The organism is Achromobacter sp. SIMBA_011, from assembly GCF_046535435.1.
Taxonomy (GTDB): domain Bacteria; phylum Pseudomonadota; class Gammaproteobacteria; order Burkholderiales; family Burkholderiaceae_B; genus Achromobacter; species Achromobacter dolens.
In genome coordinates this window covers 233,195-259,264 of the sequence record NZ_JAWRWN010000006.1, presented here as the reverse complement: position 1 = coordinate 259,264, position 26,070 = coordinate 233,195, and the positions used below count along the sequence as shown (strand labels likewise).

Here is a 26,070-nt window from a genome sequence, read left to right as displayed (position 1 = left end):
GTTCCTGACTGTTGGAGGCTGACATGAGCCGTAATCGCTATCCGTTGCGCCGCTTGGCGGCGGCGCTGTTCCTGGCTGCCCTGGCGGGCTGCACCGGGATGAACACCACCCAGTCGGGCGCCATCGGCGTCAACCGGACGCAGTACATGTCCAGCATGGTGCCGTCTCAGGCGCTGGAGCAGGAAGCGAACCAGCAGTACGCCGACATCCTCAAGCAGGCGCAGGCCAAGAACCTGCTGGACCGCGACGCTCAGCAGGTGGCGCGGGTGCGAGCGATCTCGCAGCGCCTGATCGCGCAGACCGGCGTTTTCCGCCCCGACGCGTCCGGCTGGAAATGGGAAGTGCACGTCCTGACCAGCGACGAGATCAACGCGTGGTGCATGCCGGGCGGCAAGATCGCCGTTTACACCGGCCTGATCAACAAGATCAAGCCGATGGATGATGAGCTGGCCGCGGTGCTGGGCCACGAGATTTCTCACGCGCTGCGCGAGCACGCGCGCGAGCGCGTCTCGCAGCAGATGGCCACCAACCTCGGGTTGCAGGTGTTGTCGATCGCCACCGGATCGAGCGCCGCCTCGGACCTGGGCGGCAAGCTCAGCGACGTGATGTTCACGTTGCCCAACAGCCGCACCCACGAAACCGAAGCCGACCGCATGGGCGTGGAACTGGCCGCTCGGGCCGGCTTTGATCCGCGCGCCGCGGTCACGCTGTGGCAGAAGATGGGGGCCGCGGACAACGGCAGCGCACCGCCCGAGATCCTCTCGACCCACCCGTCGGCCGCCTCGCGTATCACCGACCTGCAGGCGGCGGCGCAACAGGTGCTGCCGCTGTACGAGCAATCCAAGGGCCGCGCGTCGCGCTAGGCATTGGTTGCGCCCCGGGCGGCGTCCTGCCGTCTCGGGGACTCACCGTGGTATTGCCAGTACTAGTATATTCGGTGTGATTGTACTAGGTTCAGAGGCTGGGCATAATGCCTCACATGCCGCAGCGGCCGGCGTGGATGCGAGGGATTCGCTCCATGCGAGGCACGAGCCGGATTGTCTATTTGCTGAGCGCATCCATGGCCCAAACCCTTTACGACAAACTCTGGGACGCCCACATCGTCCACCAGGAATCAGACGGCACCTGTCTGCTCTATATCGACCGCCACCTGCTGCACGAAGTGACCAGCCCGCAGGCGTTCGAGGGCCTGGCCATGGCCGGGCGCAAGCCGTGGCGCAACGGCGCCAACCTGGCGGTGGCCGACCACAACGTGCCCACGATGAACCGCGCCCAGGGCATCGACGATCCGATCTCGCGCCTGCAGGTCGACACGCTCGACGCCAACTGCGACAAGTACGGCATCACCGAATTCCGCATGAACGACCTGCGCCAGGGCATCGTCCACGTCATCGGGCCGGAGCAGGGCGCCACCCTGCCGGGCATGACCGTGGTCTGTGGCGACTCGCACACCAGCACGCACGGCGCGCTGGGCGCGCTGGCGTTCGGCATCGGCACCTCCGAAGTCGAACACGTGCTGGCCACGCAGACGCTGCTCATGAAGAAAGCCAAGAGCATGCTGATCAAGGTCGAAGGCGAGTTGCCGTTCGGCTGTACGGCCAAGGACGTCGTCCTGCACATCATCGGCATCATCGGCACCGCCGGCGGCACCGGCCACGCCATCGAGTTCGCCGGCAGCACCATCCGCGCGCTGTCGGTGGAAGGCCGCATGACGGTCTGCAACATGGCCATCGAAGCCGGCGCCCGCTCCGGCATGGTCGCCGTCGACGACAAGACCATCGAATACTTCCGCGGCCGTCCGTTCGCGCCGTCGGGCGTGCTGTGGGATCACGCCGTGGCCTACTGGCGCACGCTGCACACCGACGAAGGCGCCAGGTTCGACACCGTGGTCAACGTCAACGCCCGCGACATCAAGCCGCAGGTCACCTGGGGCACCTCGCCCGAAATGGTGCTGCCGGTCGATTCGCGCGTGCCGGACCCCGACCGCGAAAAAGACGACGTGCGCCGCAGCGGCATGGAGCGCGCGCTGGAATACATGGGCCTCAAGCCCAACACGCCCCTGACCGACATCCGCGTGGACCGCGTCTTCATCGGCTCCTGCACCAACTCGCGCATCGAGGACCTGCGCGCCGCCGCCGTCGTGGCGCGCGGCAAGCGCGTGGCCTCCAACGTGCGCCAGGCCATGGTGGTGCCGGGCTCCGGCCTGGTCAAGCAGCAGGCCGAACGCGAAGGCCTGGACAAGATCTTCATCGAGGCGGGCTTCGAATGGCGCGAGCCGGGCTGCTCGATGTGCCTGGCCATGAACGCCGACCGGCTTGAGCCGGGCGAGCGCTGCGCCTCGACCTCGAACCGCAACTTCGAAGGCCGCCAGGGCCAGGGTGGCCGCACCCACCTGGTCAGCCCGGCGATGGCCGCCGCCGCCGCCGTGGCCGGCCATTTCGTCGACGTCCGCACGTTCCGTTAAGCGCCCACCGAGTACCGACATCATGCAAGCATTCACCACTCACGAAGGCCTGGTGGCTCCGCTCGACCGCGAAAACGTCGACACGGACCTCATCATCCCCAAGCAGTTCCTCAAGTCCATCAAGCGCACCGGCTTCGGCCCGAACCTGTTCGACGAGCTGCGCTACCTGGACCACGGCGAGCCGGGCATGGACAACAGCAAGCGTCCGCTCAACCCCGATTTCGTGCTGAACCAGCAGCGCTACCAGGGCGCCTCGGTGCTGCTGGCGCGCAAGAACTTCGGCTGCGGCTCGAGCCGCGAGCACGCGCCCTGGGCGCTGACGCAGTTCGGCTTTCGCGCCATCATCGCGCCGTCGTACGCCGACATCTTCTTCAACAACAGCTTCAAGAACGGCCTGCTGCCGATCGTGCTGTCCGAGCTCGAAGTGGCGCGCCTGTTCGACGAAGTGAAGGCCTTCCCGGGCTACAAGCTCAACATCGACCTGGATCGCCAGGTGGTGGTGGCGGCCGACGGCCGCGCCATGAAGTTCGACATCGAGCCGTTCCGCAAGTACTGCCTGCTGAACGGTTTCGACGACATCGGCCTGACCCTGCGCCATTCGGACAAGATCCGCGCCTTCGAGGCCGAGCGCCTGGCCCGTCATCCCTGGCTGGAAAGCCGTCCGATCGCCTGATCCGACTCACCCCATCGACCATAGGATCGTTTTTTCCATGACTCACAACATCGCAGTCCTGCCGGGCGACGGCATCGGCCCCGAAATCGTCGAGCAGGCCGTGCGCGTCCTGAAGGCGCTGGACGTGCCGTTCGACATCAAGCAGGCCGCCGTCGGCGGCGCGGCGTTCGACGAGTTCGAGCACCCGCTGCCCCCGGCCACGCTGAAGCTGGCCAAGGAATCGCACGCCGTGCTGTTCGGCGCCGTCGGCGACTGGAAGTACGACAGCCTGCCGCGCGAATTCCGCCCCGAGCAGGCCATCCTGGGCCTGCGCAAGGCGCTCGGCCTGTTCGCCAACCTGCGTCCCGCCATCCTGTATCCCGAGCTGGCAAGCGCTTCGTCGCTCAAGCCCGAGATCGTGTCCGGGCTGGACATCCTGATCATCCGCGAACTGACCGGCGACATCTATTTCGGCACGCCGCGCGGCGTGCGCTCGTCGCCGGATGGCGCCTTCAGCGGCGAACGCGAAGGCTACGACACGATGCGCTACGCTGAATCGGAAGTGCGCCGCATCGCCCGCATCGGCTTCGAATCCGCCAAGAAGCGCAACAAGAAGCTGTGCAGCGTGGACAAGGCCAACGTGCTCGAGACCTCGCAGTTCTGGCGCGACATCGTCATCGAAGTGGCGCGCGAGTATCCGGACGTCGAGCTGTCGCACATGTACGTTGACAACGCCGCCATGCAACTGGTGCGCAACCCGCGCCAGTTCGACGTGATCGTCACCGGCAACCTGTTCGGCGACATCCTCTCGGACGAGGCGGCCATGCTGACCGGCTCCATCGGCATGCTGCCGTCGGCCTCGCTGAATGCCGGCGGCCAGGGCCTGTACGAGCCCAGCCACGGCTCGGCCCCGGACATCGCCGGGCAGGGCATCGCCAATCCGCTGGCGACCATCCTGTCGGCCGCCATGCTGCTGCGCTACTCGCTGAACCTGGCGCCGCAGGCCGACCGTATCGAAGCCGCCGTGCGCCGCGTGCTGGCCGATGGCCTGCGCACCGCCGACATCTTCGAACCCGGCACCACCAAAGTCAGCACCTCGGGCATGGGCGACGCCGTCCTCAAAGCCCTGGCCTGATGCCTGCAAGGGACGCGCCCTTGCGGCGCGGTCCCGATTCCAGGGGCCGCCCGCGGGGCGGCCCTTTTTTCATGCCGGTGTTGCCGCCGCGCCGCGAAAGCGGGTTGGCTTTCATTGTGGCCCCGTTTTTTCAAGCTGCGCCGCAACATCCCTGCGTGCATTCTGATAAATTGTTGGATTCCTGCACGTTTTTTCACCACACCTTGTCCCCACCTTTAAAGAGCGATTGAAATGAATCAAGCAGTAGGCCTTGTCGGCTGGCGCGGTATGGTCGGCTCGGTGCTCATGCAACGCATGCGCGACGAGAACGACTTCGCACTGATCGAACCGGTGTTTTTCTCCACCAGCAACGCTGGCGGCGCCGCCCCCACTTGGGCGACTGGCGCGGGCCCGCTGCAAGACGCCTACAACATCGACGCTCTGAAAAAACTGCCGATCATCGTGACGGCGCAAGGCGGCGACTACACCTCCGAGGTCTACCCGAAGCTGCGCGGCGCGGGCTGGAATGGCATCTGGATCGACGCCGCCAGCACGCTGCGCATGGCCGATGACGCCATCATCGTGCTGGACCCGGTCAACCGTCCCGTGATCGACGCGGCGCTCAAGCGCGGCGTGCGCAACTTCATCGGCGGCAATTGCACGGTCAGTTGCATGCTGATGGGCCTGGCCGGCCTGTTCAACAACGATCTGGTCGAGTGGATGACCACCATGACCTACCAGGCCGCCTCCGGCGGCGGCGCGCAGCACATGCGCGAGCTGCTGACCCAGTTCGGCGAGCTGAACCACGCCGTCAAGCCGCTGCTGGACGATCCGGCCTCGGCCATCCTGGAAATCGACCGCGGCATCCTGGCCAAGCAGAAGGACGCGGCGCTGCCCCACGAGCACTTCGGCGTGCCGCTGGGCGGCAGCCTGATCCCGTGGATCGACAAGGACCTGGGCAACGGCATGTCCAAGGAAGAGTGGAAGGGCGAGGTCGAGACCAACAAGATCCTCGGCCGCGGCGCCGCCTTCGGCACCGCCGCCACCCCGATCGACGGCCTGTGCGTGCGCATCGGCGCGATGCGCTGCCACAGCCAGGCGCTGACCATCAAGCTCAAGCGCGACCTGCCGCTGGATGAGATCGAAGCGCTGATCGCCCAGGGCACGCAGTGGGCCAAGGTGATTCCCAACACCAAGGAAGAAACCATCCGCGAGCTGACCCCGGTCGCGGTCACGGGCACGCTGGACATTCCGGTGGGCCGCCTGCGCAAGATGTCGATGGGCCCGCAATACCTGAGCGCCTTCACCGTCGGCGACCAGTTGCTATGGGGCGCCGCCGAGCCGCTGCGCCGCATGCTGCGCATCGCGCTGGCCGAAGCCTGAGGCCTGGCGGGCGGCGCATGCCGTCCTGCCGTGTAGGCCGCTCCGACAAAGGCACCCGCGGGTGCCTTTGTCGTTTGCAGCGTATCGGACCGGGCGCCAATGTGCCCGCCAGCCAACGCCGATGCGCCTTTCAGGTTTGTGAAACGCGCTCGATCCATTACACTTTTCCGGTGAATTGAGGCTTGTTCTCACGTAATGGCGACGAACAGGTCCCGCCCGAAAATCGACGATAAGAACGGAATTCCAGCTTATGACCCAGCGTTCGCGCCAAGTGAAGCATGCCCGCCGTTTGAAGGCCCTCCAGTGGGCGATCGCGCTGGCGATCGGCGCGGGCGCTTGCAGTCCGGCGTTGGCGATGCGGGTGGGGCATTCGCGGGTGGTGTCGGCGCCGGGCACGCCGTTGCAGGCGCTGGTCGGGCTGCAGGAACTGACGCCCGACGAGGTGTCGTCGCTGCGGGTGTCGGTGGCCGACGAGGTCGCCTGGCAACGCGCCGGCCTGAAGCCACCGGCGCCGCTGGCCAGTCTGGTGGTGCGGGTCGAGGATGGCCTGGACCCGACCCGCAAGAACCTGCGGGTGCGGTCGACGCAGGCGCCGGCGGGCGGCGCGGTCGACCTGCTGCTCGACATCAGTTCCAGTTCGGGCCAGCGGCAGGTGCAGGTCAGCATCCTGGTGCCGCTGCGCGGCGCGGGCGCCGACGTCACGCCGGCCGCCGTGGGCACGCCGGGCCGGGCGGGTGGCGCGGCGGGGGCGGTCAACGTCAAGTCGGGCGATACGCTGTTCGCCATCGCCCAGCGCAATGCGGTGCCGAACGCCTCGATCTACCAGATGCTGGTGGCGCTGTGGCGCGCCAATCCCGACGCCTTCATCCAGAACAACATGAATCTGGTGCGCGCGGGTCAGAAACTGGTGATCCCCGATGCGGCCACGGTCCGCGCGGTGGATCCGGCCGAAGCGCGCCGCATCTTCAATGAACATGCCGAGGCGTTCGCCCGCTACCGCGCGCGCATCGGCGCGGCGGCCGGCGCCAATCCGTCGGTGGTCAAGGGGCAGGACGCGGCGTCCGGCACGGTGACCAAGCCTGGCGACACCGGCGTGGCGAGCGCCTCGCCGCCGCAGGACCGGGTGCGCCTGTCCTCGGGCCAGGCGCAGGATGGCGCGGCGGCGCAGGCCGATGCGCAGGCGGATCAGCGCACGTCCAACCAGCGCGCCATGGCGGATGCCGAGGGGCGCGTGAATCAGTTGCAGAGCAACGTCGATGAATTGAACAAGGCCGTGGGCGGGCAGGGCGCGTCCGGGTCGGGCGGCGGCGCCTCTGGCGCTGCCGGGGCATCGGGCGCCACGGGGGCGACCGGCGCTGCTGGGGCCACGGGCGCGGCCGGAGCGGCTGGCGCTGCGGGGGCCTCGGGAGCAACGGGCGCATCGGGCGCCGCTGGAGCGACTGGCACGCCGGGCGCGACGGGTGCCGCTGGTGCGCCGAGGGCGACAGGCGCAAGCGGCGCCGCAGGTGCTCCTGGTCCGGCCGGCGCAAGCGGAACAGCAGGCGCTTCGGGCGCGACAGGCGCAAGTGGTGCGGCAGGCGTTTCAGGTTCGGCAGGCGCGGCCGGGACCGCAGGCGCTTCGGGCGCCGCTGGCGCAAGCGGAACAGCAGGCGCTTCGGGCGCGGCTGGCGCGACCGGCACGACAGGGACTTCGGGCGCATCGGGCGCGACAGGTGCCGCAGGGGCGGCCGGCGCCACGGGAATCGCGGGGGCCGCTGGCGCAACCGGCGCCACGGGCGCGGCAGGCACGCCTGGCGCCTCGGGTGCTCCAGGCGCCGCCGGTACCCCCGGCGCGTCGACGGCCGCCGCGCAACAAGACAAGGCGGCCGCGGATGCGGCGGCCAGCAACACCAAGGATAAGGATTTGACTTCTTCCATGCCGGCCTGGCTGGCCGACAATCTTCTCGTTATCGTCACCGCCGTCCTGGCGCTGATCGCCTTCGCCATCGCTTGGGTGCTGCGGCGCGCGGGTGCGCGGCGCGGCGACGATGACGAGGAAACCTACGCCTACAACGAGCCGGCGCTGGATACGGCGGCGTTGAACCGCAAGCTCGATTCCATCAGCCTCGACCTGGATGAGCCGCCCACGGACGAACCGCGCCCGGTCAGCGGTCCTCGGGTTTGAACGATGTCTAGAGTTGCATTGGGGCTGGCATACGACGGCTCCGCCTGGCAGGGTTGGCAGACCCAGCCGCACCGGCAGACGGTGCAGGACACATTGGAAGCCGCGTTGGCGCAGTTCTGCGGCGTGGCGGAGGCGGTACCCACCATTTGCGCCGGTCGCACCGATACGGGCGTGCATGGCGCGATGCAGGTGGTTCATCTGGACACGCTCCTGCAGCGCCGCATGGAGTCGTGGGTACGTGGCGTCAATGCGTTCCTGCCGCCGACCATTTCCGTACAATGGGCCAAGGCGGTGTCGGACGATTTTCACGCTCGCTTCTCCGCCCGTGCCCGCACCTACGTCTACCTGCTCTGGCGCGGGCGCGTGCGTCCGGCGCTGTGGGCCGGCCGCGCCGGCTGGTGCCACCACCCGCTCGATGTCGAGGCGATGCGCGCGGCCGCCGGCGCCTTGCTGGGCGAGCACGATTTTTCCAGTTTCCGTTCGTCGCAGTGCCAGGCCAAGCATCCGGTGCGCGTGATGCACCGGCTCGATATCGAAGAACGCGGACCGTTCCTGGTGTTCACGCTGCGCGCCAACGCGTTCCTGCATCACATGGTGCGCAACATCATGGGCGCGCTGCTGCAGATCGGCCAGGGCCGCGAGTCGGTGGACTGGATGGCGCAGTTGCTGTCGTGGCGCGACCGCCGGCGCGGCGCGCCCACTTTTTCTCCCGATGGCCTGTATCTGTCGGCCATCGAGTATCCGGACGAATTCGGCCTGGATGACCTGGACGGCGGGGCTGTGCTGCTGGCGCCCTTCACGCAGGCGCCGGGCAGCGCGTCCTAGCCGGACGCCGCGGGCGCCCACAGGAGGACTGTCTCATGCAACGCCGTGCGTTTTTGAAGCGAACCGCCCTGGGGGCCGCGAGCGGCGTGGTGATTGCCGCGCCCGTCTACGCGCAGGAAGCGCCTGCCGTCTCGTGGCGGCTGGCCTCCAGCTTTCCGAACGAATCACCGACCCTGTTCGCTGGCGCCGAGGACGTGGCGCGCTACGTCAGCGACGTCACCGATGGCAAGTTCCGCATCGAGATTTTCCCGGCCGGCGACCTGGTCGACGCCGGCCAGGTGCTGGACGCGGTCCAGCATCGCATCGTCGACTGCGGCCACACCGCGTCGACGCGCTTTTTCGACACCGATCCCGCGCTGTGCTTCGATGCCGGCGTGCCGTTCGGCCTGAACACCCGGCAGATGAATGCCTGGATGCTCCAGGGCGAAGGGCTGGCGTTGACGCGGGTGCTGTTCGACAAATACGGCATCCTGAACTTTCCCTGCGGATTCACCGGCGCGCAGATGGGAGGCTGGTTCCGGGGCGAGGTCAAGACGCTGGACGACCTGCGCGGCCTGAAGATCAAGGCAGGCGGCTTTGCCCGCCAGGTGCTGGCCCGCATGGGCGCCGAGCCCGTCGACCTGCCCATCGCGGAGACCTACGCGGCGCTGGAGCAGGGCGGCGTCGACGCCGTGGCCTGGATCGGTCCGCACGACGACGAGAGCCTGGCGCTCTACAAGGTCGCTCGGAACTACTATTTTCCCGGCTGGTGGGCGGGCACGTTGCAGTTGTCGCTCTACGTGAACCAGGCCGCGCATGACGAGCTGCCCAAGGCCTACCAGGCGGCGCTCGGGTTGGCCTCGCAGATGGCCAGCGCCAACATGATCGCCAAGTACGATGCCGGCAACCCCGATGCGCTGCGCCGATTGGTGCAGCGCGGCGCGCAGCTCAAGGCCTTTCCCAAACCGATGCTGCAGGCCGCGCATGAGGCCGCGCTCAAGCTCTATCAGGAATTGAGCGCCAAGGACCCCATGTTCAAGAAGCTGTACGAGAGCATGACCGCCTTTCGTGACAAGGACATTCCCTGGTTTCGCGTGGCCGAGGGCGGATTCGATTCGCTCATGGCCAACCTGGCGCAGCCGGGAGGGTAAGGCCCGGCGGGTTGCCTTGACCCGGCAGGCGTCGGGGCGCGGGCCGGCTCGCCTTATACTGACCGCATCCGTCGCGCTGGGCGACGCAAGCGATGAACTCCATGCGCACACGCATCAAGATCTGCGGCCTGACCCGCGAAGAAGACATCGACGCTGCCGTCTCAGCCGGCGTCGATGCGATCGGTTTCGTCTTCTATCCCAAGAGCAAGCGCTATGTCACGCCGACCCGCGCCGCGCAACTGCGTCGCGCCGTGCCGGCCTTCGTCGACGTGGTGGCGCTGTTCGTGAATCCCGATCCGGCCGATGTGCAAGCCGTGCTGGACGAGGCCGGTCCGGAACTGCTGCAGTTCCACGGCGATGAGACGCCGCAGCAGTGCGCCCGCTATGGCCGCCGCTATCTGCGCGCGTTTCGCGCGGGCGCGCCGGGCCTGGCGACGCCCGAGGACCTGGCCTCCTATTGCCGCGCCTATGGCGAAGCGGCCGGCTGGTTGTTCGACAGCTACAGCGCGGGTTATGGCGGCAGCGGCCATGGCTTTGACTACAGCCTGCTCGCCGACGTGAAGGCCGATTCTGTGTCCCGTCCGCTCATCCTGTCCGGGGGGCTGAACCCCGACAACGTCGCCGCCGCGGTGCAATCCGTGCGGCCGTGGGCGGTCGATGTGAGCAGTGGCGTCGAAGTCGAGCAAGGAATAAAAAGTTCTGATAGAATCTCGTTCTTCGTTGCTGCGGTGCATGCCGCAGACGCGAAGAGATAGGAAGTTTGTAGTGCTGGCGGGTGCGTTGAAATGCGTTTTCGAGCCCGGCCGATGCGTTTGAAGATAATGCGAGTGAACGCTCGCGACGCTTATGAAACGCAATAAAAACAGCAAAAAATCTGAAAAGACGATTTGCAGAGTTTAAAAAAGCACTATATAATTCTTCTTCTTTGCAGGCGGTTAGCTCAGCTGGTTAGAGCGCCACGTTGACATCGTGGAGGTCGTTGGTTCGATTCCAATACCGCCTACCAAATTCCTGCAAAGTGCTGTCAAGCACGGCAAAGAAAAAGCCGCTAGGTCAATGACTTAGCGGCTTTTTTGTTTCCCGCGCGAGAAGCGCTGCCAAGTGCCACAAAGGAAGTTTTCGGGGCACGTTTGGGGGTACGAATGCTCAGGGTAAGGGTATAGGTTTGTGAGCGCGGGACAACTGATCGTCCAGGTAGTCCGACCACCACTGCATTATCTCGCGGCGCTCCTCCAGATACTGCGCATGGTTGTATGCCCGGCGCACCTTGTTTTTATCCTTGTGGGCCAGTTGGGCTTCGATCGCCCTGTCCCGAAAGCGACCCGTTTCGTTCAGGATGGTGCTCGCTAGGCCGCGGAACCCGTGGCCAGTTTGTTGCTCCCCATAGCCCAGGATCTCTAGCGCTCGGTTAATTGTTTCGCTACTCATTGGGACCGCGCCCGGCTGTCGGATGCCAGGGAACAGGAACGCGTAGCGACCGGAATAGACTTCCAACTCATCCAGCAGCGCGAGGACCTGACGCGACAGCGGCACCAGGTGAGGTGGTCCATTCAGCTTCTGCTGGCGTGTGCCTTTCATCCGATCCGACGGGACTGTCCACAACGCGTTGGGGCGATCCCACTCCGTCCACTGCGTCCAGCGCAGTTCATTGGTCCGCACGAAAGTGCGCATCATGATCTTGATGGCGAGTCGAGTTTCAGGCCGGCCGTGATAACCCTCCACCCTCAGTAGTAGTCCGGGAAGATCGGTCAACTCGACGTGCGGGTGGTGTTCCACCGGAGGCTTCGGCTCCAGGAACTGCTCAAGGCCATAGGTGACGTCAGCTGGCGCGCGACCGGTACCCACGGCGTAGCGGAACACCTGACCGACGCTGCTCAGGACCCGCGCCGCCATTTCCAGCGCACCGCGGCATTCGACACGACGTACCGTGTCCAGCACCAGCTTGCCGGATACCTTGGCGATCGCTATTTTGCCGAAATAGGGATAGGCGTTGGTTTTGAGGGCGGATGTCATTCGCTCAAGATAAGCAGGGCTCCAATGGTCGACTCGGGTGGCCAGCCACTCTTGCGCGATTACTTCGAACGTGTCGGCTGCAGCTATTTTGGCGGCTGTTCGCGCAAGGTCGCGCTGTACGGCCGGATCCAGCCCGGCGTGCAGGTGGGCCTGGGCTGCGGCGCGCTGTTCGCGCGCCTTAGCCAGTGGCACATTGGGATACTGCCCGAACGTCAGGGACGTCTCTTTCTTCGTGCCCGGGCGTCGGTACTTCATGCGCCAGAATTTGGCGCCAGATTTCATCATTTCGAGGTACAAGCCGCCACCATCGAATATGCGATTTCCACCGGTGGGCTTGTATCTTGCCTGCCGGCATTTCGCATCGGTGAGGGGAATTACTTGGCGAGGCATGTGGCCGCTACTCCTTGATTTGGGTTATTTGCATTTCGTCCGCGTTGTAGCCGTCTGGATTGCGTAGCCAGGCCAGGATGTCGCTGCCGCGCCAGGCGGTGAAGTGGCGGTTGGGCACCGCGGCGGCGGCTTCGGTGTCGCCAGCCGCGCCGATCTTGCCGTACTGGCGCTCATAGGCCGCCAGCGCCGCCTTAATGTCCAGGCCAATCCCAAAGGCCACGTTCTTGGAGGCCTCGGATGCCCAGAGGCGCGAAAGGCAGGTAGCCAAGTCGTGGACCAGGCCGGCGCGCGGCCCGGTTCCAGCCTTGGCCTCCAGGGCGGCAACGTGCTCGACAAGGATTTGGTGTTCGGCCAGGTCGAATTCCAGCTTCTGGCGCAGCGCCGGCAGCTTGCCGCCTTGCGCCTGGAGGGCTGCATGTTGGTCCCGCGTGGCCGCGTAGGCGCTGGCCTTCTGCTCGAGCGCGCCCAGCGCCTTGGTGTGCTGTTCCAGCTCGGCGTCGATGGCGGCCAGCGCACCGCGCTCGGTCACCAGGGCGGCCTGGTCGAATGCCGGCACATCCGCTGCCCAGCCCTCGGCCTTCTGGCTGCCCCATTGCTCGCCGGTGGCTGCCTTCCATGCGCCCTTGGCCTGGGTGGCTTCCTGCTTGGCATGTTCGGCGCCAGCCGGAAAGCCCGTGCGCAGGATCGGCTTGATCTGCGTCACCAGTGCCGCGTCGCAGCCACGCGCCAGGAGTCGCCGTTCGATGTCGTCGGGACTGATTCTCTTGCCGGCCAGGGTGAACAACAGGGTTCGGCGCTCATCGGGCTTGCCCGCGGCGAAGCGGCGCGGGTCCAGCACGTAGGGAAGGGCCGGCGACTTCGGGACCAGCGCCTCGCCCGACTGCGTTCCCTTGGGCAAGGTGATGCCGACCGTGCCGCCGTCCAGTTGCAACGCCACGGCGCCCGTACGCTGGCCTTCGGTGACCAGGGCGCCGAATTCCTTCTTGTACTCGACGCGCTCGGGCTCGCCGAGCAGCGCCAGCCGTACCGCTTCCGCAATGCTGGATTTGCCGTTGCCGTTCTGGCCGGCGATCAGCGTCACCGGCGTGTGCAATTCCAGATCGACGGCGCGCGCGCCTTGGAAGTTCTCGATAGTGATGTTGGTGATGCGCATGGCTCAGTCCTCTGCCTGGTCTTCGCCGTGCTCTTCGTGCCACTGCTTCCAGCCCTTCACCCACTGGATGCAGAGCTGGCCATCCATGACCGGGCAATCGGATTCGGGCTGGCCCGCGGCGGCGGCGTTGTAGCCGTCTACGCACGCTTGTTCGAGCTGGTCTGCACAGGACGCTGGAGGGGTTAGGGGGAAAGAGGCCGCTGCGGAACATGGCGGCGGCGTGTTCGATGAGGCCGGGCTTGCCGGCTTCGCCCACCATCACGCGGCGGGCATCGAAAATGGGGCTTACCGCCGCCGCCGGCCGGCTGCTGGTGGACAGGGCGATGATTTGCGAGCCGACCGTTGTGACCTTCTTGGTGGCCTCGTACATGAGCTGGTAAGTGCCGGTCTGCGCGGCGCGGCCCTGGGTCACCGCCTTGCCATCGAGCAGAACGCGGGTGAAGACCCCGCATCAGCTTTGCGCAGAGATCTATCCCAATCCGACAGATGGGCTTCCGCCGGAAGTGTTGGCGCGAGCCGCGCTACGCGCTAATGGGCTTGCTATCCAAGACGAAGGGAAGGCGAGCTGAGATGTTTGAGACCGCTTTGGTGCGCGAAGTTGCTCTACTGGCTGCGCCGCTCGACGGCAAGGCCACAAACGGCGAGCTAATCCAGGCTCGCTGCGAGACGTCGGAGGCGATTGTTGCCAAGCGCGCCTCGCGTGCGGTGGTGGAGCGTCAGATGGCGCATGCCAGCGTAGATATTCCAGCAGATGAGGATCCGCAATGAATGTGCTTCACGTATTCAGCATCCCTGGATTCCACTCGCCTTTTATCAGCATGTTCGGTTCATCCTATTTGGGTTTATCTGGCTGCGGTGCCCCGGGCAATTTAGGGGCTATTGCTACTCCATCGTTCGACCTACTGGGATGTTCACCTGAGTCACTTTCCATTTTGACGGCATGGGTCTGCTCGTTCGAGGTAGCTGAAGAACCTGAAGCCGATGAGGCTGCTGCATCAGTTCGCGAGGGTTTTGTTTCAGACGCAGGCGTTGTCGGCGATGTCAAAAGCGGTACTACAACCGCTGCAATCGCAGCCGCAACCGCTCCGCACGCCGCTATTGCACCCCAAAGCACTTGGCGGCGCGAGAGTTTGGCGGTGACTACGCCAACGCGGACACTGCGGTTTGCGGCTCGGGCGCTGCGCACAGACGCATCTAACGCTCTCGAGGAAATGTTGAGGCCGTCTTTGGATGTGTTAAGTGCGGCGATTGTGACCTCTAGTTCCGCCCGCGTTACGCCTAAAGAGTTTTCTGCGATCGTTGTTGCTCTCACTGCAGCATCCGCTGACTGCGCGGCGGCCTTGGCAGAAGTTTCGGCGGCCCGAGCTTGGTCAAGCATCAGATTGAGCATTTTTTCGTTGTACTCGTCCCGGGATTTTTGCTGTTGTGCGCGTGCACGAGATATCGCGCCCATCAGCCGCGCTCGATCGTCAAAGGTCACAAATTGCTGGTGGATTCCGCCTTTGCTGTCCTCGTCGAGATACGCCTGCGCGCCCTCGATCGTGTTTTCGCTGACGAATTGGTCTGCCGATGCAGGCGTAAAGCTCATCTTTTGCCTTTGCACCACTTCGCTCTCTCCTAATTTGTTTGAGCCCGTTACAGCATGTGACTTTACAGGAACTGTGACATGACGTGGCCGAAACGACCACTAATTCGATACCACGGCGGGAAATGGCGTCTTGCGCCCTGCATCCCCCAGCACCTGCAGCCGCATCGCTGCTACGTGGAGCCATTCGGCGGCGCTGCCGACGTGCTGCTGCAAAAGCCTCGGGCCGCCGCCGCTACGGATTGCCCGAAAGCGGCGAGCTACGCCGCGCTGCTCGACGGCTGGGAACGAGCCCGGGGCAAGGCAGGCGTGTTCCGTTCCGACGACCCGCTGCTCGCTGCCTGGGCGGAGGCCGATATGAACCGTCGAAGTGCCTACGGCGCGTTTTCCGGCACCTCCACGGCTTCATCGGGGGCAGGGTGGTGGGGATGTTCGGGTGACGCAGATTCGGCGCCTCAAAGCGCCGATTTTTCGAACGAGCAAGTTCGCTGCGCAGCCTGCCAGCACTTCACGTTGCGCGAAGTGCCGAAGTACGCCGAGCTTGGCCTCGGGCATTGCGTAGGCATGGTCGATCGGCCCGGGACGTTCGTCAGTCCGACCTACCCGCGCAAATGCCACCAGTACCAACCGGCGCCGCAGGCCAAGGCTGCGGCGCGTATCGAATGGCTGCGCGACCTGCGTGGCGAGGAGCCATGATGCCCAAACAGATCATTTTCACTGTGCCTGGCACGCCGAAGGGGAAGGGCCGCGCCAGGTCGAGCGCACGCATCGGCCGAGATCCCAGGACTGGGGGCCCGCGTGTTTTCACGCGCCACTACACGCCGGAGGAAACGGCGGCCTACGAGAGCCTGGTGAAGCTGGCCGCGGCCAAAGCCATGAGCGGACGGGAACCCTATACCGGGCCGATACGCATGGACCTGGACATCGTGCTGCCGATCCCCTCGTCCTGGTCGGGCGTGCGCCAGCGCCGCGCCGCTGCGGGCGAGATCGCGCCCACCGTCAAACCGGACTCCGACAACGTCGAGAAAGCCGTCAAGGACGGGATCTACGGCCTGACGCCGCGCGTGACCGTCGTGGTCACGGTCCTGGACATGGAAGCCGCCCAAGGAGTGAAGAAGCATGCAACGTGAAGCCGGAACGTTTTCTTGCCCCGAGCACGCGATCGCCGTGGCCTATCTGATGCTGGCCATGCCCATCGAGCCGAAGAACCCGACGCAATTGGTCTGCGAGACCCTGCGCGAGCGCTTCGACGTGGAGTACGAGCGCAAGGCGCTATCGGGCCTTTCACCGCATGAGTGGCATGCGCAGGCGGTGTTTATCGTCAAAGTTCTGGAGCGCACGTTGGGCGATGGGATTGGCTTACACATCCTGCGGGCGCAGTATGGGACGGGCGAGGAGGGCGCTGCCAGCGCGCGTCGGATCTCGGAATGGTTGAACCCTGAAGCGTCGGCGGACAGCCGCGAGCGGGAAGTGACGGATCTGCTGGCCGCGCATATCCTGCGGGGGCGGCCGCGGCTGCGCGACCTGTGCGATCGGTTCGACCTGCCGTACTCGGCGCTGCAGCGCCCCGCCAGCGCCTACCGGGTCCTGGTGCAGGGCGCCCGCCGGGCGGCGCTACAGCGACTGGACATTCGCATGCGGGATGCCGGCATCGTGGTGGACCGGGAGGGGGGTGTGGCGCCGACGCCGCTTGACGATGTGAATCAGGATGAGCATAATTCTGCCAATAATACGGTGATTGCACCCTGATGTTTTATGAGTGTGCTTACGGAGCTCGGCTCCGTGTGCACAACACAGATTGAGCCTACGGCCCAAGTGCAGATCGAAGTACCTGTTTTCCCCCGTGACCACGACCAAAACTACGCCCTTCAATCTCGGGCGGAAATCAGCGTCACACAGGGAGCAAGTATGGGAAAAACTAAAAATCGAGCATTGCGCTCACGTTTGATGTATCTGTTGGCACGAATTGGCTTTTCGTTCGCTGTAACGCTCAATCCAGCACCGTAAGCACACTCGCGTAACGACAACGCCCCGGCCAAAAACCGGGGCGTTTTGCATTGAATGGCTATTCAGCTTGGTCGGAAGTATCGTCCCAAGGGAACTTCACATCCTTCATTTTTGCGGCGTCTTCGAAGATGGAGCCGATATGCTCCATCGCATAGAGTCTGTCGCGCTCCGCCATGGGATATAGCTGTTTGTGGGCATGTGCAAGCCCATCCAATTGTAGGCGAATGTGCGCCAGCGCCTCGTCATGTTTCGCATAGCGAGCAACGAAGGCGAGCGCAGCAGAGATCACGAGCGACTGTGCCTCAAGCGTCGCCTCGACGCGCTTCTGGAAATCCTGTGGCGTGTCTTTGTAAGCCATGCTGAAAGTGCGAGCCATAAATCCTCCCGAAGGTTGATGGAAAATCGACGATAGTGATTTGGTAACGGGGATGCAAGGGCTGCGCTGCGGCTCCGCATCTAAACTAGAGAAGAATGAAAAATTGTAGGCACCTCAAGAAGTTTCCCAAAACGGCCGAGCGTATCTAGGCTAGGCATCTGGCGGCTGTAGCTCGGGAGTAGGAGAGAGAAGATGTCTCCCCCGTAACCTTCTAAGCAGAAGGATGTCCAGTCGCTCCTGGTGCTGCCGACTTTGACGCACGTAAAGCCGAGATGCTTCTTTGCGAGGAAGGGTCTTTAAGCAATTTTTCTCTAGCCGTCTGGGATGAAAAGGCCATTTCAGAAAAACCATGGTTTTCGAGTTCAATCATGAGCTTGACGTAAATATGCGAATCAAGCGGCATATTGTCGAGTAAAGCGTATCGCTCGACATAGTCGGTAAATCTCTCTCCACGTTTTGTAGTCTTGTTGAAGAACAGAACTATGAGTTCTGGCGTCGACATTCGTGCCCTAAGAATCGACACGTAGTCCCACTTTTGCTGCCAGCTTATGGCCTCGTGTTCGTCTATCGATCTAATCAGCGTGTACAGGGTTCGAAGGAGCATGGCCAAATGTGGCTCGTTCTCTTTGTATACGTCTTCCCACCATCGAATTGGTCTTAGTGGAAGGCTGGCGGTACGTATGATGCGCTGTATTTGTGATTCGCTAGAAAAGCTAGGCGGGGAGACGGACGCATAAAACTGGGCGGGAGTTGGCAGATGTTGGCTCTTGACGATTGCTTCCAGAGCGCGTAGCCCAATGAGGCGTGATTCTTGCTGTCCCGCTCGTTTGATGAAGTCTGTTTGATATACGGCCTCCCGATAGGCGGTGAGCCAACTGGTGAACGTCTGTTCAAATCCCTGTATCGCAGCTTGAGATCGCTGTTCGGCCAGCTCCCTTTGTTGGGACTGCAAAGTGAAGATAAGCAGCACAATGGTCACTAATCCGACGACCGGGTTGACCACGCCGCCAAGGAAATCGCCAAATTGACCCCAGATCTCGTGCGAACGAGAGAGCGCCCAGCCGAACATGTCTGTGTACTTGTGGAGCGCAAATAGCGTGATCCCTGCCGGTACGGCAAGAATCCACCAAACGTGTCTCACTCGATTTCGCATCTACCGGATGAGGCCTAGGCAGCATAAATCCTCCGAAATGTTAGAAAATAATAATAACATTTAGTTATATTTCATTTTGGAGAGGCAGCACTGGGGAGCAGGCTGGCCGAAATCTCGAGTGATTCAGCATGAAGGGAAGACGGGGACAATCGCCAATGCTGCTGCGTCCACAGCCGTCCGCCGAGTGGCTGGCGCGAGCGGAGGCCGCTGGTGGCTTGCTGGCGCCGGCGCCTCAGCTGCTGGAATGGAGTGAACGAGTGATACTCGCCGCGGACGGGCCGCTTCATAATCCTGACCACGCTCACTTGATGGATGCCGATCTGGCATTCCTCTGGGCGTCTTCAGGCTTCCAGAAGGCCGGGCGCGTGGTGCTGGGCCAGGCCGAGCAGGTGATGTTTCGCGCAGGCGGCTGGCAGAAGGCGCGCCAGGAGCAGCAAATGATGGAATGGTTTGGCCGCGTGCCGGCGTTCCTGATCACACTGGCGGCGGACTACTGCGCGACCTGCAGCGACGCGGAGTTCTGCGCGCTGGTGGAGCATGAGCTGTACCACATCGGCCATGCGCCTGATGCCTACGGCGCGCGGGCGTTCGACAAGCAGGGCCGGCCGAAGCTGCGCATCGTCGGGCACGACGTCGAGGAATTCGTGGGCGTGGTGGCGCGGTATGGGCCGACGGCGGATGTTCGGCGCCTGGCCGCGGCCGCCAGCGCTGCGCCGGCCGTGCTTCGGCTGGACGTTGCTCGCGCTTGCGGGTGCTGCTTGAGGGCCGCGTAGCGCAGGGGCTTTAGAAATTGGCCTGCAACTCGCGCAGATGCCCTTCGATCTCAGCAAGGACGCGCGGAGCACATTCCGCGCAAATGTTTTCGCGGACCATTCCGCTGTCGTCGTATTGAGCCAGGTGTTTCTCCCCGGCGGCAATCGTGTGCTTCGAATTCGCGTGGCATTTACGGGTACCAGCAGCGGTCGCGATTTTCAGATTCTTGAGCGGATTGCGCGCTTTAGGCATTGTCGTCTCCCGTTATTAGTCGAGTTACCCGTTTAGCGCCTTCTGTGTTTATTGGCAACATATTGGTATGGCAAAGCTTATGGAGGCGCACATCCACATCGCTCATAGACCGCCTCGGCGGTCTTTTTTTCGTCCATCCGGGAGGCCGCAATGCGACCCCATCAAAGGAATTTCTGCATGGAACCCACATCTGCCGGCTTCGGCGGCGGCGCCGCGGTGAAGGTGGCGCTGGCCTACGGCGCGCCTGCCGCGCTGGCCGCCATCCTCGGGCTGCTGATTATGCCGCCCCAGACCTCAAGGGAGTTCACCGTGCGCTCGATATGCACGGTGGCGTGCTCGTTCATTTTCGGGCCAGCGCTTGCCGTTGCCGTCCTTACCTGGAAGCCCAGCCTGATGGAGGCCATGACCTGGCTTGCTCGGCACGGTGCCGACGGTGAAGACCTGGCGCTGGCCAGGTTCTATGTCCTCGGGCCGAGCATGCTGCTCGCGGGCCTGCCGGCCTGGTGGGTGCTGGGCGCCTATATGCAGTGGATGTCGCGCATCCGGGAAATTGGGGTGGTGGCTTGGGTGAAAGAGGTGCTGGCGCTATTGCCCTGGCGCCGGACTGGCGGGGAGGGGTGACCATGGACTTGAAAGCGGTTATCGAACGGGCGATCGATCCTGCGCTGGCGTTGCTGCCGGCTCGAATGGACTCGCTAGCAGCGCGTGTCATGTTGCTGGCCATCGGCCTGCAGGAAAGCCGATTCCTGCACCGGCGGCAGATTGGCGGGCCGGCCCGGGGGCTGTTCCAGTTCGAGAAGGGCTCGCGTGCGAGTCGCGGTGGTGTGTGGGGCGTGTATCTGCACCCGGCGAGCAAGGGCCACCTGACGGTCCTTTGCAAGGTTCGAAGCGTGGCCTGCGACCCGGACGCGATCTACTCGGCGCTGGAGTATGACGACGTGCTGGCCGCCGGTGTGGCGCGGCTGTTGCTGTGGACTGATCCGAAGTCGCTACCGGCCGGTCGGCGATGTGGACGCCGGCTGGGCGCTCTACCTGCGCACCTGGCGCCCGGGGAAACCGCATCCGCAGACCTGGCTGGATCTCTACCGCCAGGCCGCGGCCGAGGTGGCACCGTGAGCGCCCTGACGCGCGCTGCGGGCGCGCTGGCCGCCTGGAAGGGGTACGCCGCGGCCGCACTGGCCGGCGGGCTTGCGCTCGGCGCTGCCTCGTGGACAACGCAAGGCTGGCGTTATGGCGAGCAGCTCGCGAGCCAGCGCGCGGCACGGGCAGATGAGGTTGCTGAGGGGCAGCGGCAGGCGCGCGAGATCCTGGCGCAACGCCATGCGGCCGTCGCGGAAATCAACGAACGGAACGCGCGTGCCGAGTGGGCCGCCTATGGAGGGATGCGCAATGCGCAGATTCAAGACGACGGCCTGCGGGCTGATGTTGATGCTGGGCGCCAACGGCTGCACGTCCGTGCCGTCTGCCCCGGCGCCGGCCGTGGAATGTCCGACGCCTGCGCCGCCGCCCGCGTGGATCATGGAGCCCGCGCCGAACTTGATCCCTCTGCTCGATCGGATTATTTCGCCCTCCGGGCCGGGATCCAGCAACTGACGGCGCAACTCCAGGCGTGCCAGGCGAGACTGCGCTAAAGAGGTTGTGCAGTATTTGAAGCGCTGTGTAGTTAGAATTGTGTCCCTATTGAGGAGACTCGCGTGTCAGACAAAAAAGACTGCCTTGACAAGATAAAAGACTATGCCCAAATCTTCACATGGGTCGCAGTGCCGATCTTGGTGGCCGCATTTGGCTGGTGGTATCAGACCTCAGCCAAAGACAGAGAAATTGCAAGGGATTACGTTCAGGTGGCTGTAGGTCTGTTGGCTTCAAAGAACGAAGATAAGGAAGTTCGAACCTGGGCAGTCGAGTTGCTAAACAAGAACTCGCCAGTGCCGTTTGGGAAAAAACTTCAAGAGCAATTGGTTGAAGGTGGCTCTGGATTCACTTTTGTTCCCAGGAGCTTGGCCCCGATTGCAGACGTTATGGCCGATTTGCCTGCGCGACAGCTTGACCGGATTGGACCGCTCCTCACGGAACAAGAGGTCTTAGCTTCGAAATTCGCCAGAGGCGAGATAGCAAAGGAAGAATTTTTCCCGCAATTGCTCGACCTTTTATCTAAACTCAATCACGAGCATGCAGAGACCGCTCGAATCGCGGATGAGTCGCGCGCGAAACTGAGTTATCTGCAAGATTGGGCGCGCCGAGCGATGGGGGAGGCAACGCGGAACTAATTTCAGCTACCCCGACGCCATGCCCCTGTGCAGCTTGCGCAGTTCTTCCTGTAGCTTGGCCGTCATCTGGTCGTGCTCGATCACACAAGGCTCGTCGGCCAGGCCGGCCATCATGTCGTCGTAGACCTGCCCCATCAGGCTGGGCGGCCGCTTCAGGTCGCAGGACACTTGGTGCAGGCGCAGCACGGTGGGCCGACCAACGGGCTACAGGGATACATCCGAGCGCTGCAGCCGAACACATTAGGCGGCGGTAATGGAGGCTGGCGGTGGTTCAAACGGTTCAAATTGGACTTTCCACTGCTTTGTCGAGTCGGACGTCACTGACCGGTCATTGCATAGGAAGCCAAGCGCGCCCAAGCTGTGACCAAATACGATCAGAAATGCGCTTGTGCTCAAGTCTCCGGACACAGCATATCGGTAGGAAAACTGCGTCGATAGGTCGTTGTTAGAACGCTTGAGCTCTGTACTGTGTGGCAGTCTTGCCGCGGCCTCTTCGAACGCTCCATTTGGTATTTGTTCGCCATTTGCGAACCATCGTAGGTAGCCGATGCCTTGTTTTGGCATTATTGTGCGAGTGTGCATGTAATGCAGGCTCAGCAACAGTTTTTGAAAGCAGATGGCAATAATCTGCTGGATCTCGGGGTGGCCAAGGGTGATGATGGGAATGTCTTGGATCAACTGGCCGGGCTCCGGGCGTAAATTCCGCTCGCGTAGTACTGAGCGCTTTCCCTGTCTAGAGAGTATGAGCGCATGCATCAGTTCTGGGTGGCGGATTCGTTGCCCCTGCGCCTGCTTCTCCAATTCTGCCAGTGCGACAGGGCTGTCGTCGGTTTCATGAGGCGCGAGTCGGCAAATCAGTCCGAACATTCCCTCGATATTTGCCGTGCGCTGCTGGCAAGACATGCAAGCAGGAAACACGTAACCATGGGGCCAGGCCCTTTCGACGAACACTGTCCGCGGAGGCCAATGGTCTTCCGTAGTGGCAGGGGTGAGACCACCGCAATAACAGCAGTTCGGATGTTTGGCTAAAAACCCGGTTAATCGACGATTTTTATTGCCCATTGAGTGCGGCCCTTGGTTTGCAGGCCAAAGATTTTACGCTGCGGCTTGGGTCGAGTCTCGGCAGGGGGGCATTGCATCCACCAGCCCTAGTAGTAGCGCACGCCGGCGATTTCTTCGAAGCCACAGACCATCATCCCTCTGTCTGGCGCGAAGGGGAGTACTTCAAGGCCCGTCGCGACGGTAAATTGCTCCGTTTCGGTCTCGCGAGCGCTAGGGGCGTTGGCTAGTCAGCTACCGACGAACGTGGACCAGCGAAGGCGATAGAGCTTCGAACGGTCTCCATCGACTTCAGGGCGGCCGCATAGTCTTCCTTCGACCGCAATGGCGTCGCTCCACGCTTGTTCACCAGGATCAACGGTCCCGTAGCGACGAGCTTTAACGCATCTATTTTCTCGGGCAAGACTGCGAACAGTTTGCGCTTATTGCGCAGGCAGAACTCAGCCTGCGTCATTGTGCCACTGCGCTCTTCGCCCTCGACGATGATCGATCCGGCGGATAGTCCGATTTGAATTCTATTCCTGAGGACAAATTGTTCGGGCTTGGCGGGAATGTCAATAGGATACTCGGAGACCCACGCTCCTCCGCTCTCCAATATTTCGCTGCCGAGGTGCGAGTTGATCTTGGGTGACGCACTTCGCAGCCCATGTGCGAGTACAGCAATAGTCGCCCCGCGGACGCTCAGAGCCCCTCGATGTGCCGCAGCGTCGATGCCCATTGCGAGGCCGCTGACGATTGTCCACCCCGATTCTGCAAAGTACTTGGATATGCGTTCAGCAATGATGATGCCGTTTGGCGAAGCCTTCCGAGTGCCGACGATTGCTACACCAGCAGGCTTGCGCAAAAGCTCCAAATTGCCCTTCACGTAGAGAACAGGTGGCGGATCTTGAATGGCAGCAAGGTATGCCGGGTAGTTCTCGTCGCCGATAGGAATAGCGACGATGCCGGCGCTTTGCGTGAGGTTCGCTACCTTGGCTGCTGCGTCCCAGTCTGCGCGATTTAGGCGCGAGTCGCCAGTCGCATGGTGTTCGTTGAACCATTCAATGGCGTGCCCTTCGTTCTCCCACGTGTCGGGAGGGGCAGATAGAAGCAAGTCGGACGCACGGCCAGGCGAGACGCGCGCGAACCGAGTCAGTGCAATTGCGAGAGTCGTAGCGGCTACCGCGCGCGCGCTCATACAGTCGTACGTCCAAGGGCGAGGGGATAAATCAGGTCGGCACCGTATTGTTCAAGCAGCCTGCTGCATGCTCGAATCGAGTTGCCAGTGGTTGTCACGTCGTCCAACAACAAGACCGCCTTCTTCCCGAAGTATCTCTCATAACGCTCCGCAGGGGCAATCGATGCGAGATGAACCTCCACGCTGCGGTTCCCGCCACGAGCTAGTTTGTCGATGGTGCGAGTGCGCACGAGGGAATGGACGGCCGGCACGAATCGTAAGGGCTGTGCGGTGCAGATTGAGGCTGCAATAGCGCATAGTCCTTCGGACCAGCGCCCTTTGCCACTGGATGGTACTACTACTACGTGAAGCGGAATCGGAATTAGGGTGTAGGGCAAACTATTGACTGCTTCGGAAACCAACCTCGTCATTTCTTGGACGGCGAGTTTGTGCTTTTTGGACGATGGATCTTTGAGGTCAAGAATGCGTCCACATGCTTCGTCGAAGGCGGGATTCTTCTTCTTTTCGCCACTGTCGGTGTTGATCCAGTACGAGTGGTATTCGATAAGGGAGCGAGTCGGATGGATGAGGCCCATGTCTCTTGTTCTTTGCGTTCAACGCACCCGCCGTGAACGCCGGATGAAGTATTGTTCGATTTCAAACTGTTACTTACTGCGTTGAAGTTAACAACAATTCTTGCAGGGCGCAAGTTTGGGGGCACAGGACAGGGTATGGCGGCCTCGCGCAGGGAGAGTGAGGCATGAGTTCATGTGGGTGTGCCAATGGAATTTGGTTTAAATACCGCCTACCAAATTCCTGCAAAGTGAGTGCGTGATAGAGCTAGTCATGCACCACCTGAAAAGCCGCGATAGTCTGAGACTTTCGCGGCTTTTTGCTTTTTGCCTGGATATTTCCCGCCTCGTCCCGCGACGGCGGCAATATCAATCACGTGATTATCGAGCTCGTTTCGTCGAGCCCGCTTTGTCGAGATTTACCGATAAAGAAGGATGGCCGCCGGTCAACAGGGATTTTTCGATGCGCATGGGTCGTGCCGCTGGCAAATACGCTGTCGGCCCAATGCGCTGTCGGCCCAATGCGCTGCCGGCCAAATGCGCTGTCATCGGGGCAACGCTCCGCTCGTGAGTTTCGCCGCAAGTTCCATGTTGATGCTGCGGATCCATCCCGGAATCAGGAAGGCATCCACGATCGCCCAGGCGCTGACGGCGAGCAGCATGATGAAACCCACGCCGAGCACGCTGAGCGCGATGCCCAGCAGTGTCAGGATGACCATGGCGCCAGCGCTGGCGGCCCTGCCGGTATAGAAGCGATGACCGCCAAAGCCGCCCAGGAAGAACCACAGCAGATAGGCCACGCCGACGCTTTTACGATTGGCGTCGTACATCATGGTTTGCAGGGCGGGATTGTTCACGTTATCTCCGGAAAGAACCTGGGCGCGTTTTGAACGGCGCGATTTGAATTGGCGTTTGGTCGGATCAACGCCGCGTCAAATGATTGGTTCTTTCTTCATGGCCTGCCATATAAGGGGACCATATTTCGGACCCGCAGACAGTCCGGGGATAACGTGCGCCAGGGTTGTCATTCAATCCGGCGCGCGTTGGCCGTTCAGCGCGTCCGCAAACAGCGCCCCGCCATTTCCATGTAGTGTCCCAGCCTCGGCGTCGATAAACCGACCACCTTGGCCTGGTCATCGTAGCGACGCAGCCGCACGGCATCCAGGGCGTGCGGCTGGGTGGCGAAGGCTTCGGCCTGGACCGGCGTGAAGACGCCGCCTTGCAGTTCGAGGCTTTGCACGGATGCTGGCGACAATGTATTCAGGTAGGCCGGCTCGATCGCGCCCAGGTAGCGCTTGGCGGCGACGTGCAGGCGCACCGGGGTGGTGACATCGTCGCCGAACAGGGGGGCCAGGGCGTCGGCGGCGATTTCCTGGTGCCGCATGTCGGCGGTGATGCTCTCGGCGAGCATGAGGTGGCCGATGTCATGCAGCAGCGCGGCGACGATCACGGCTTCGGGCTCCCCGGCCTGCTCGGCCAGTTGCGCGCATTGCAGCGCGTGCTCGGTCTGGCTGATGGCCTCGCCGCCGTAGTAAGCGGCGCCGTGGTGGGCGAACAGGTTCTCGATGATGGGCAGGGTGAGCATGGGATGCCTTCGTGGAC

Annotated in this window: 29 protein-coding genes, 1 tRNA gene and 2 pseudogenes; 19 read left to right on the top strand and 13 right to left on the bottom strand. The window is 63.0% G+C overall.

What is annotated here, in order from left to right; all coding sequences use genetic code 11:
• The first annotated feature begins 23 nt into the window (after positions 1-23).
• The 10 genes from SB816_RS21205 to SB816_RS21160 all read left to right on the top strand — a co-directional run bounded on the left by SB816_RS21205 (position 24) and on the right by SB816_RS21160 (position 10,738).
• Positions 24-863: a M48 family metallopeptidase gene (locus tag SB816_RS21205; RefSeq protein ID WP_410547492.1), complete on the top strand. Its 840-nt coding sequence runs from the start codon at positions 24-26 to the stop codon at positions 861-863.
• Between the two features lie 197 nt (positions 864-1,060).
• Positions 1,061-2,464, top strand: coding sequence for a 3-isopropylmalate dehydratase large subunit (gene leuC, locus SB816_RS21200; protein WP_054503887.1), 1,404 nt, complete (start codon positions 1,061-1,063; stop codon positions 2,462-2,464).
• A gap of 22 nt (positions 2,465-2,486) precedes the next feature.
• Positions 2,487-3,137, top strand: a complete 651-nt coding sequence (leuD, locus tag SB816_RS21195; RefSeq protein ID WP_054417925.1) for a 3-isopropylmalate dehydratase small subunit — start codon at positions 2,487-2,489, stop codon at positions 3,135-3,137.
• A 37-nt stretch (positions 3,138-3,174) separates the two neighbouring features.
• Entirely contained in the window at positions 3,175-4,251 is a 1,077-nt protein-coding gene (gene leuB, locus SB816_RS21190) for a 3-isopropylmalate dehydrogenase (RefSeq protein ID WP_144655225.1), read from the top strand.
• 231 nt (positions 4,252-4,482) lie between these two features.
• Positions 4,483-5,613 carry an aspartate-semialdehyde dehydrogenase gene (asd, locus tag SB816_RS21185; protein WP_049075090.1) on the top strand — a complete coding sequence of 377 codons (1,131 nt, stop codon included), beginning with the start codon at positions 4,483-4,485 and terminating at the stop codon, positions 5,611-5,613.
• 250 nt (positions 5,614-5,863) lie between these two features.
• On the top strand, positions 5,864-7,777 hold the full coding sequence (locus tag SB816_RS21180) for a FimV family protein (RefSeq protein WP_410547491.1): 1,914 nt from the start codon (positions 5,864-5,866) through the stop codon (positions 7,775-7,777).
• A 3-nt stretch (positions 7,778-7,780) separates the two neighbouring features.
• Positions 7,781-8,602 (top strand): tRNA pseudouridine(38-40) synthase TruA, encoded by an 822-nt coding sequence (gene truA, locus SB816_RS21175; protein ID WP_064523274.1) that lies wholly within the window; start codon positions 7,781-7,783, stop codon positions 8,600-8,602.
• A 35-nt stretch (positions 8,603-8,637) separates the two neighbouring features.
• Positions 8,638-9,732 carry a TRAP transporter substrate-binding protein gene (locus tag SB816_RS21170; protein ID WP_175142930.1) on the top strand — a complete coding sequence of 365 codons (1,095 nt, stop codon included), beginning with the start codon at positions 8,638-8,640 and terminating at the stop codon, positions 9,730-9,732.
• A 92-nt stretch (positions 9,733-9,824) separates the two neighbouring features.
• Positions 9,825-10,487 (top strand): phosphoribosylanthranilate isomerase, encoded by a 663-nt coding sequence (locus SB816_RS21165; RefSeq protein ID WP_175189101.1) that lies wholly within the window; start codon positions 9,825-9,827, stop codon positions 10,485-10,487.
• A 174-nt stretch (positions 10,488-10,661) separates the two neighbouring features.
• Positions 10,662-10,738, top strand: a tRNA-Val gene (locus SB816_RS21160).
• Positions 10,739-10,878: 140 nt separating this feature from the next.
• On the opposite strand, the gene SB816_RS21155 is transcribed toward SB816_RS21160, so the two are convergent.
• The 3 genes and pseudogenes from SB816_RS21155 to SB816_RS21145 form a co-directional block, all read right to left on the bottom strand.
• The gene (locus tag SB816_RS21155; RefSeq protein ID WP_082889807.1) at positions 10,879-12,135 is read right to left on the bottom strand and encodes a tyrosine-type recombinase/integrase; all 1,257 of its coding nucleotides are present in this window, start codon (positions 12,133-12,135) and stop codon (positions 10,879-10,881) included.
• A gap of 7 nt (positions 12,136-12,142) precedes the next feature.
• Positions 12,143-13,288: an AAA family ATPase gene (locus SB816_RS21150; RefSeq protein WP_410547490.1), complete on the bottom strand. Its 1,146-nt coding sequence runs from the start codon at positions 13,286-13,288 to the stop codon at positions 12,143-12,145.
• Between the two features lie 3 nt (positions 13,289-13,291).
• A pseudogene (locus tag SB816_RS21145) lies at positions 13,292-13,390 on the bottom strand (cell division protein FtsK); the annotation flags it as partial.
• A 468-nt stretch (positions 13,391-13,858) separates the two neighbouring features.
• Here SB816_RS21145 and SB816_RS21140 point away from each other — a divergent pair.
• The gene (locus SB816_RS21140; protein WP_410547489.1) at positions 13,859-14,056 is read left to right on the top strand and encodes a hypothetical protein; all 198 of its coding nucleotides are present in this window, start codon (positions 13,859-13,861) and stop codon (positions 14,054-14,056) included.
• A gap of 64 nt (positions 14,057-14,120) precedes the next feature.
• On the opposite strand, the gene SB816_RS21135 is transcribed toward SB816_RS21140, so the two are convergent.
• On the bottom strand, positions 14,121-14,894 hold the full coding sequence (locus SB816_RS21135) for a hypothetical protein (RefSeq protein WP_410547488.1): 774 nt from the start codon (positions 14,892-14,894) through the stop codon (positions 14,121-14,123).
• A 60-nt stretch (positions 14,895-14,954) separates the two neighbouring features.
• On the opposite strand from SB816_RS21135, the gene SB816_RS21130 reads away from it, so the two are divergent.
• Genes SB816_RS21130 through SB816_RS21120 form a run of 3 tightly spaced genes read left to right on the top strand, consistent with a single transcriptional unit; the run spans position 14,955 to position 16,622 of the window.
• Positions 14,955-15,569 (top strand): DNA adenine methylase, encoded by a 615-nt coding sequence (locus SB816_RS21130; protein ID WP_410547487.1) that lies wholly within the window; start codon positions 14,955-14,957, stop codon positions 15,567-15,569.
• Entirely contained in the window at positions 15,566-16,003 is a 438-nt protein-coding gene (locus SB816_RS21125) for a RusA family crossover junction endodeoxyribonuclease (protein WP_410547486.1), read from the top strand. The genes SB816_RS21130 and SB816_RS21125 overlap by 4 nt, the downstream gene beginning before the upstream one ends.
• A complete protein-coding gene (locus SB816_RS21120; RefSeq protein WP_410547485.1) occupies positions 15,993-16,622 on the top strand; it encodes a hypothetical protein in 630 nt (209 codons plus the stop codon). Before SB816_RS21125 ends, SB816_RS21120 begins: the two co-directional genes overlap by 11 nt.
• A 316-nt stretch (positions 16,623-16,938) precedes the next feature.
• Here the strand turns inward: SB816_RS21120 and SB816_RS21115 are convergent, their stop codons facing one another.
• Both SB816_RS21115 and SB816_RS21110 read right to left on the bottom strand, forming a co-directional pair.
• On the bottom strand, positions 16,939-17,238 hold the full coding sequence (locus SB816_RS21115; RefSeq protein WP_410547484.1) for a hypothetical protein: 300 nt from the start codon (positions 17,236-17,238) through the stop codon (positions 16,939-16,941).
• Positions 17,239-17,467: 229 nt separating this feature from the next.
• Positions 17,468-18,325: a putative phage abortive infection protein gene (locus tag SB816_RS21110; RefSeq protein ID WP_410547483.1), complete on the bottom strand. Its 858-nt coding sequence runs from the start codon at positions 18,323-18,325 to the stop codon at positions 17,468-17,470.
• Between the two features lie 239 nt (positions 18,326-18,564).
• Here SB816_RS21110 and SB816_RS21105 point away from each other — a divergent pair, with 239 nt between their 5' ends.
• Complete coding sequence (locus tag SB816_RS21105; protein ID WP_410547482.1) at positions 18,565-19,182, top strand: putative metallopeptidase; 618 nt, start codon at positions 18,565-18,567, stop codon at positions 19,180-19,182.
• 10 nt (positions 19,183-19,192) lie between these two features.
• Here SB816_RS21105 and SB816_RS21100 read toward each other — a convergent pair whose 3' ends face one another.
• Positions 19,193-19,414, bottom strand: a complete 222-nt coding sequence (locus tag SB816_RS21100; RefSeq protein WP_410547481.1) for a hypothetical protein — start codon at positions 19,412-19,414, stop codon at positions 19,193-19,195.
• Between the two features lie 177 nt (positions 19,415-19,591).
• Here SB816_RS21100 and SB816_RS21095 point away from each other — a divergent pair, with 177 nt between their 5' ends.
• The 4 genes and pseudogenes from SB816_RS21095 to SB816_RS21080 all read left to right on the top strand — a co-directional run bounded on the left by SB816_RS21095 (position 19,592) and on the right by SB816_RS21080 (position 21,681).
• The gene (locus SB816_RS21095; protein WP_410547480.1) at positions 19,592-20,035 is read left to right on the top strand and encodes a hypothetical protein; all 444 of its coding nucleotides are present in this window, start codon (positions 19,592-19,594) and stop codon (positions 20,033-20,035) included.
• 2 nt (positions 20,036-20,037) lie between these two features.
• A pseudogene (locus SB816_RS21090) lies at positions 20,038-20,530 on the top strand (hypothetical protein).
• 114 nt (positions 20,531-20,644) lie between these two features.
• A complete protein-coding gene (locus tag SB816_RS21085) occupies positions 20,645-21,007 on the top strand; it encodes an Rz1 family lipoprotein (RefSeq protein ID WP_410547479.1) in 363 nt (120 codons plus the stop codon).
• Between the two features lie 101 nt (positions 21,008-21,108).
• Positions 21,109-21,681: a hypothetical protein gene (locus SB816_RS21080; protein WP_327764498.1), complete on the top strand. Its 573-nt coding sequence runs from the start codon at positions 21,109-21,111 to the stop codon at positions 21,679-21,681.
• 6 nt (positions 21,682-21,687) lie between these two features.
• Here SB816_RS21080 and SB816_RS21075 read toward each other — a convergent pair whose 3' ends face one another.
• From SB816_RS21075 to SB816_RS21050, 6 genes are all read right to left on the bottom strand, one after another.
• Positions 21,688-21,867: a hypothetical protein gene (locus SB816_RS21075; RefSeq protein ID WP_327764496.1), complete on the bottom strand. Its 180-nt coding sequence runs from the start codon at positions 21,865-21,867 to the stop codon at positions 21,688-21,690.
• 54 nt (positions 21,868-21,921) lie between these two features.
• On the bottom strand, positions 21,922-22,548 hold the full coding sequence (locus SB816_RS21070; protein WP_410547478.1) for a hypothetical protein: 627 nt from the start codon (positions 22,546-22,548) through the stop codon (positions 21,922-21,924).
• A 418-nt stretch (positions 22,549-22,966) separates the two neighbouring features.
• Positions 22,967-23,833, bottom strand: a complete 867-nt coding sequence (locus SB816_RS21065; protein ID WP_327764492.1) for a DNA-processing protein DprA — start codon at positions 23,831-23,833, stop codon at positions 22,967-22,969.
• A gap of 80 nt (positions 23,834-23,913) precedes the next feature.
• On the bottom strand, positions 23,914-24,492 hold the full coding sequence (locus SB816_RS21060; protein WP_327764490.1) for a hypothetical protein: 579 nt from the start codon (positions 24,490-24,492) through the stop codon (positions 23,914-23,916).
• Positions 24,493-25,013: 521 nt separating this feature from the next.
• Positions 25,014-25,325 carry a TM2 domain-containing protein gene (locus tag SB816_RS21055; RefSeq protein WP_231132860.1) on the bottom strand — a complete coding sequence of 104 codons (312 nt, stop codon included), beginning with the start codon at positions 25,323-25,325 and terminating at the stop codon, positions 25,014-25,016.
• A gap of 194 nt (positions 25,326-25,519) precedes the next feature.
• The gene (locus tag SB816_RS21050; RefSeq protein WP_054503881.1) at positions 25,520-26,053 is read right to left on the bottom strand and encodes a phosphonate degradation HD-domain oxygenase; all 534 of its coding nucleotides are present in this window, start codon (positions 26,051-26,053) and stop codon (positions 25,520-25,522) included.
• Between the last annotated feature and the right edge of the window lie 17 nt (positions 26,054-26,070).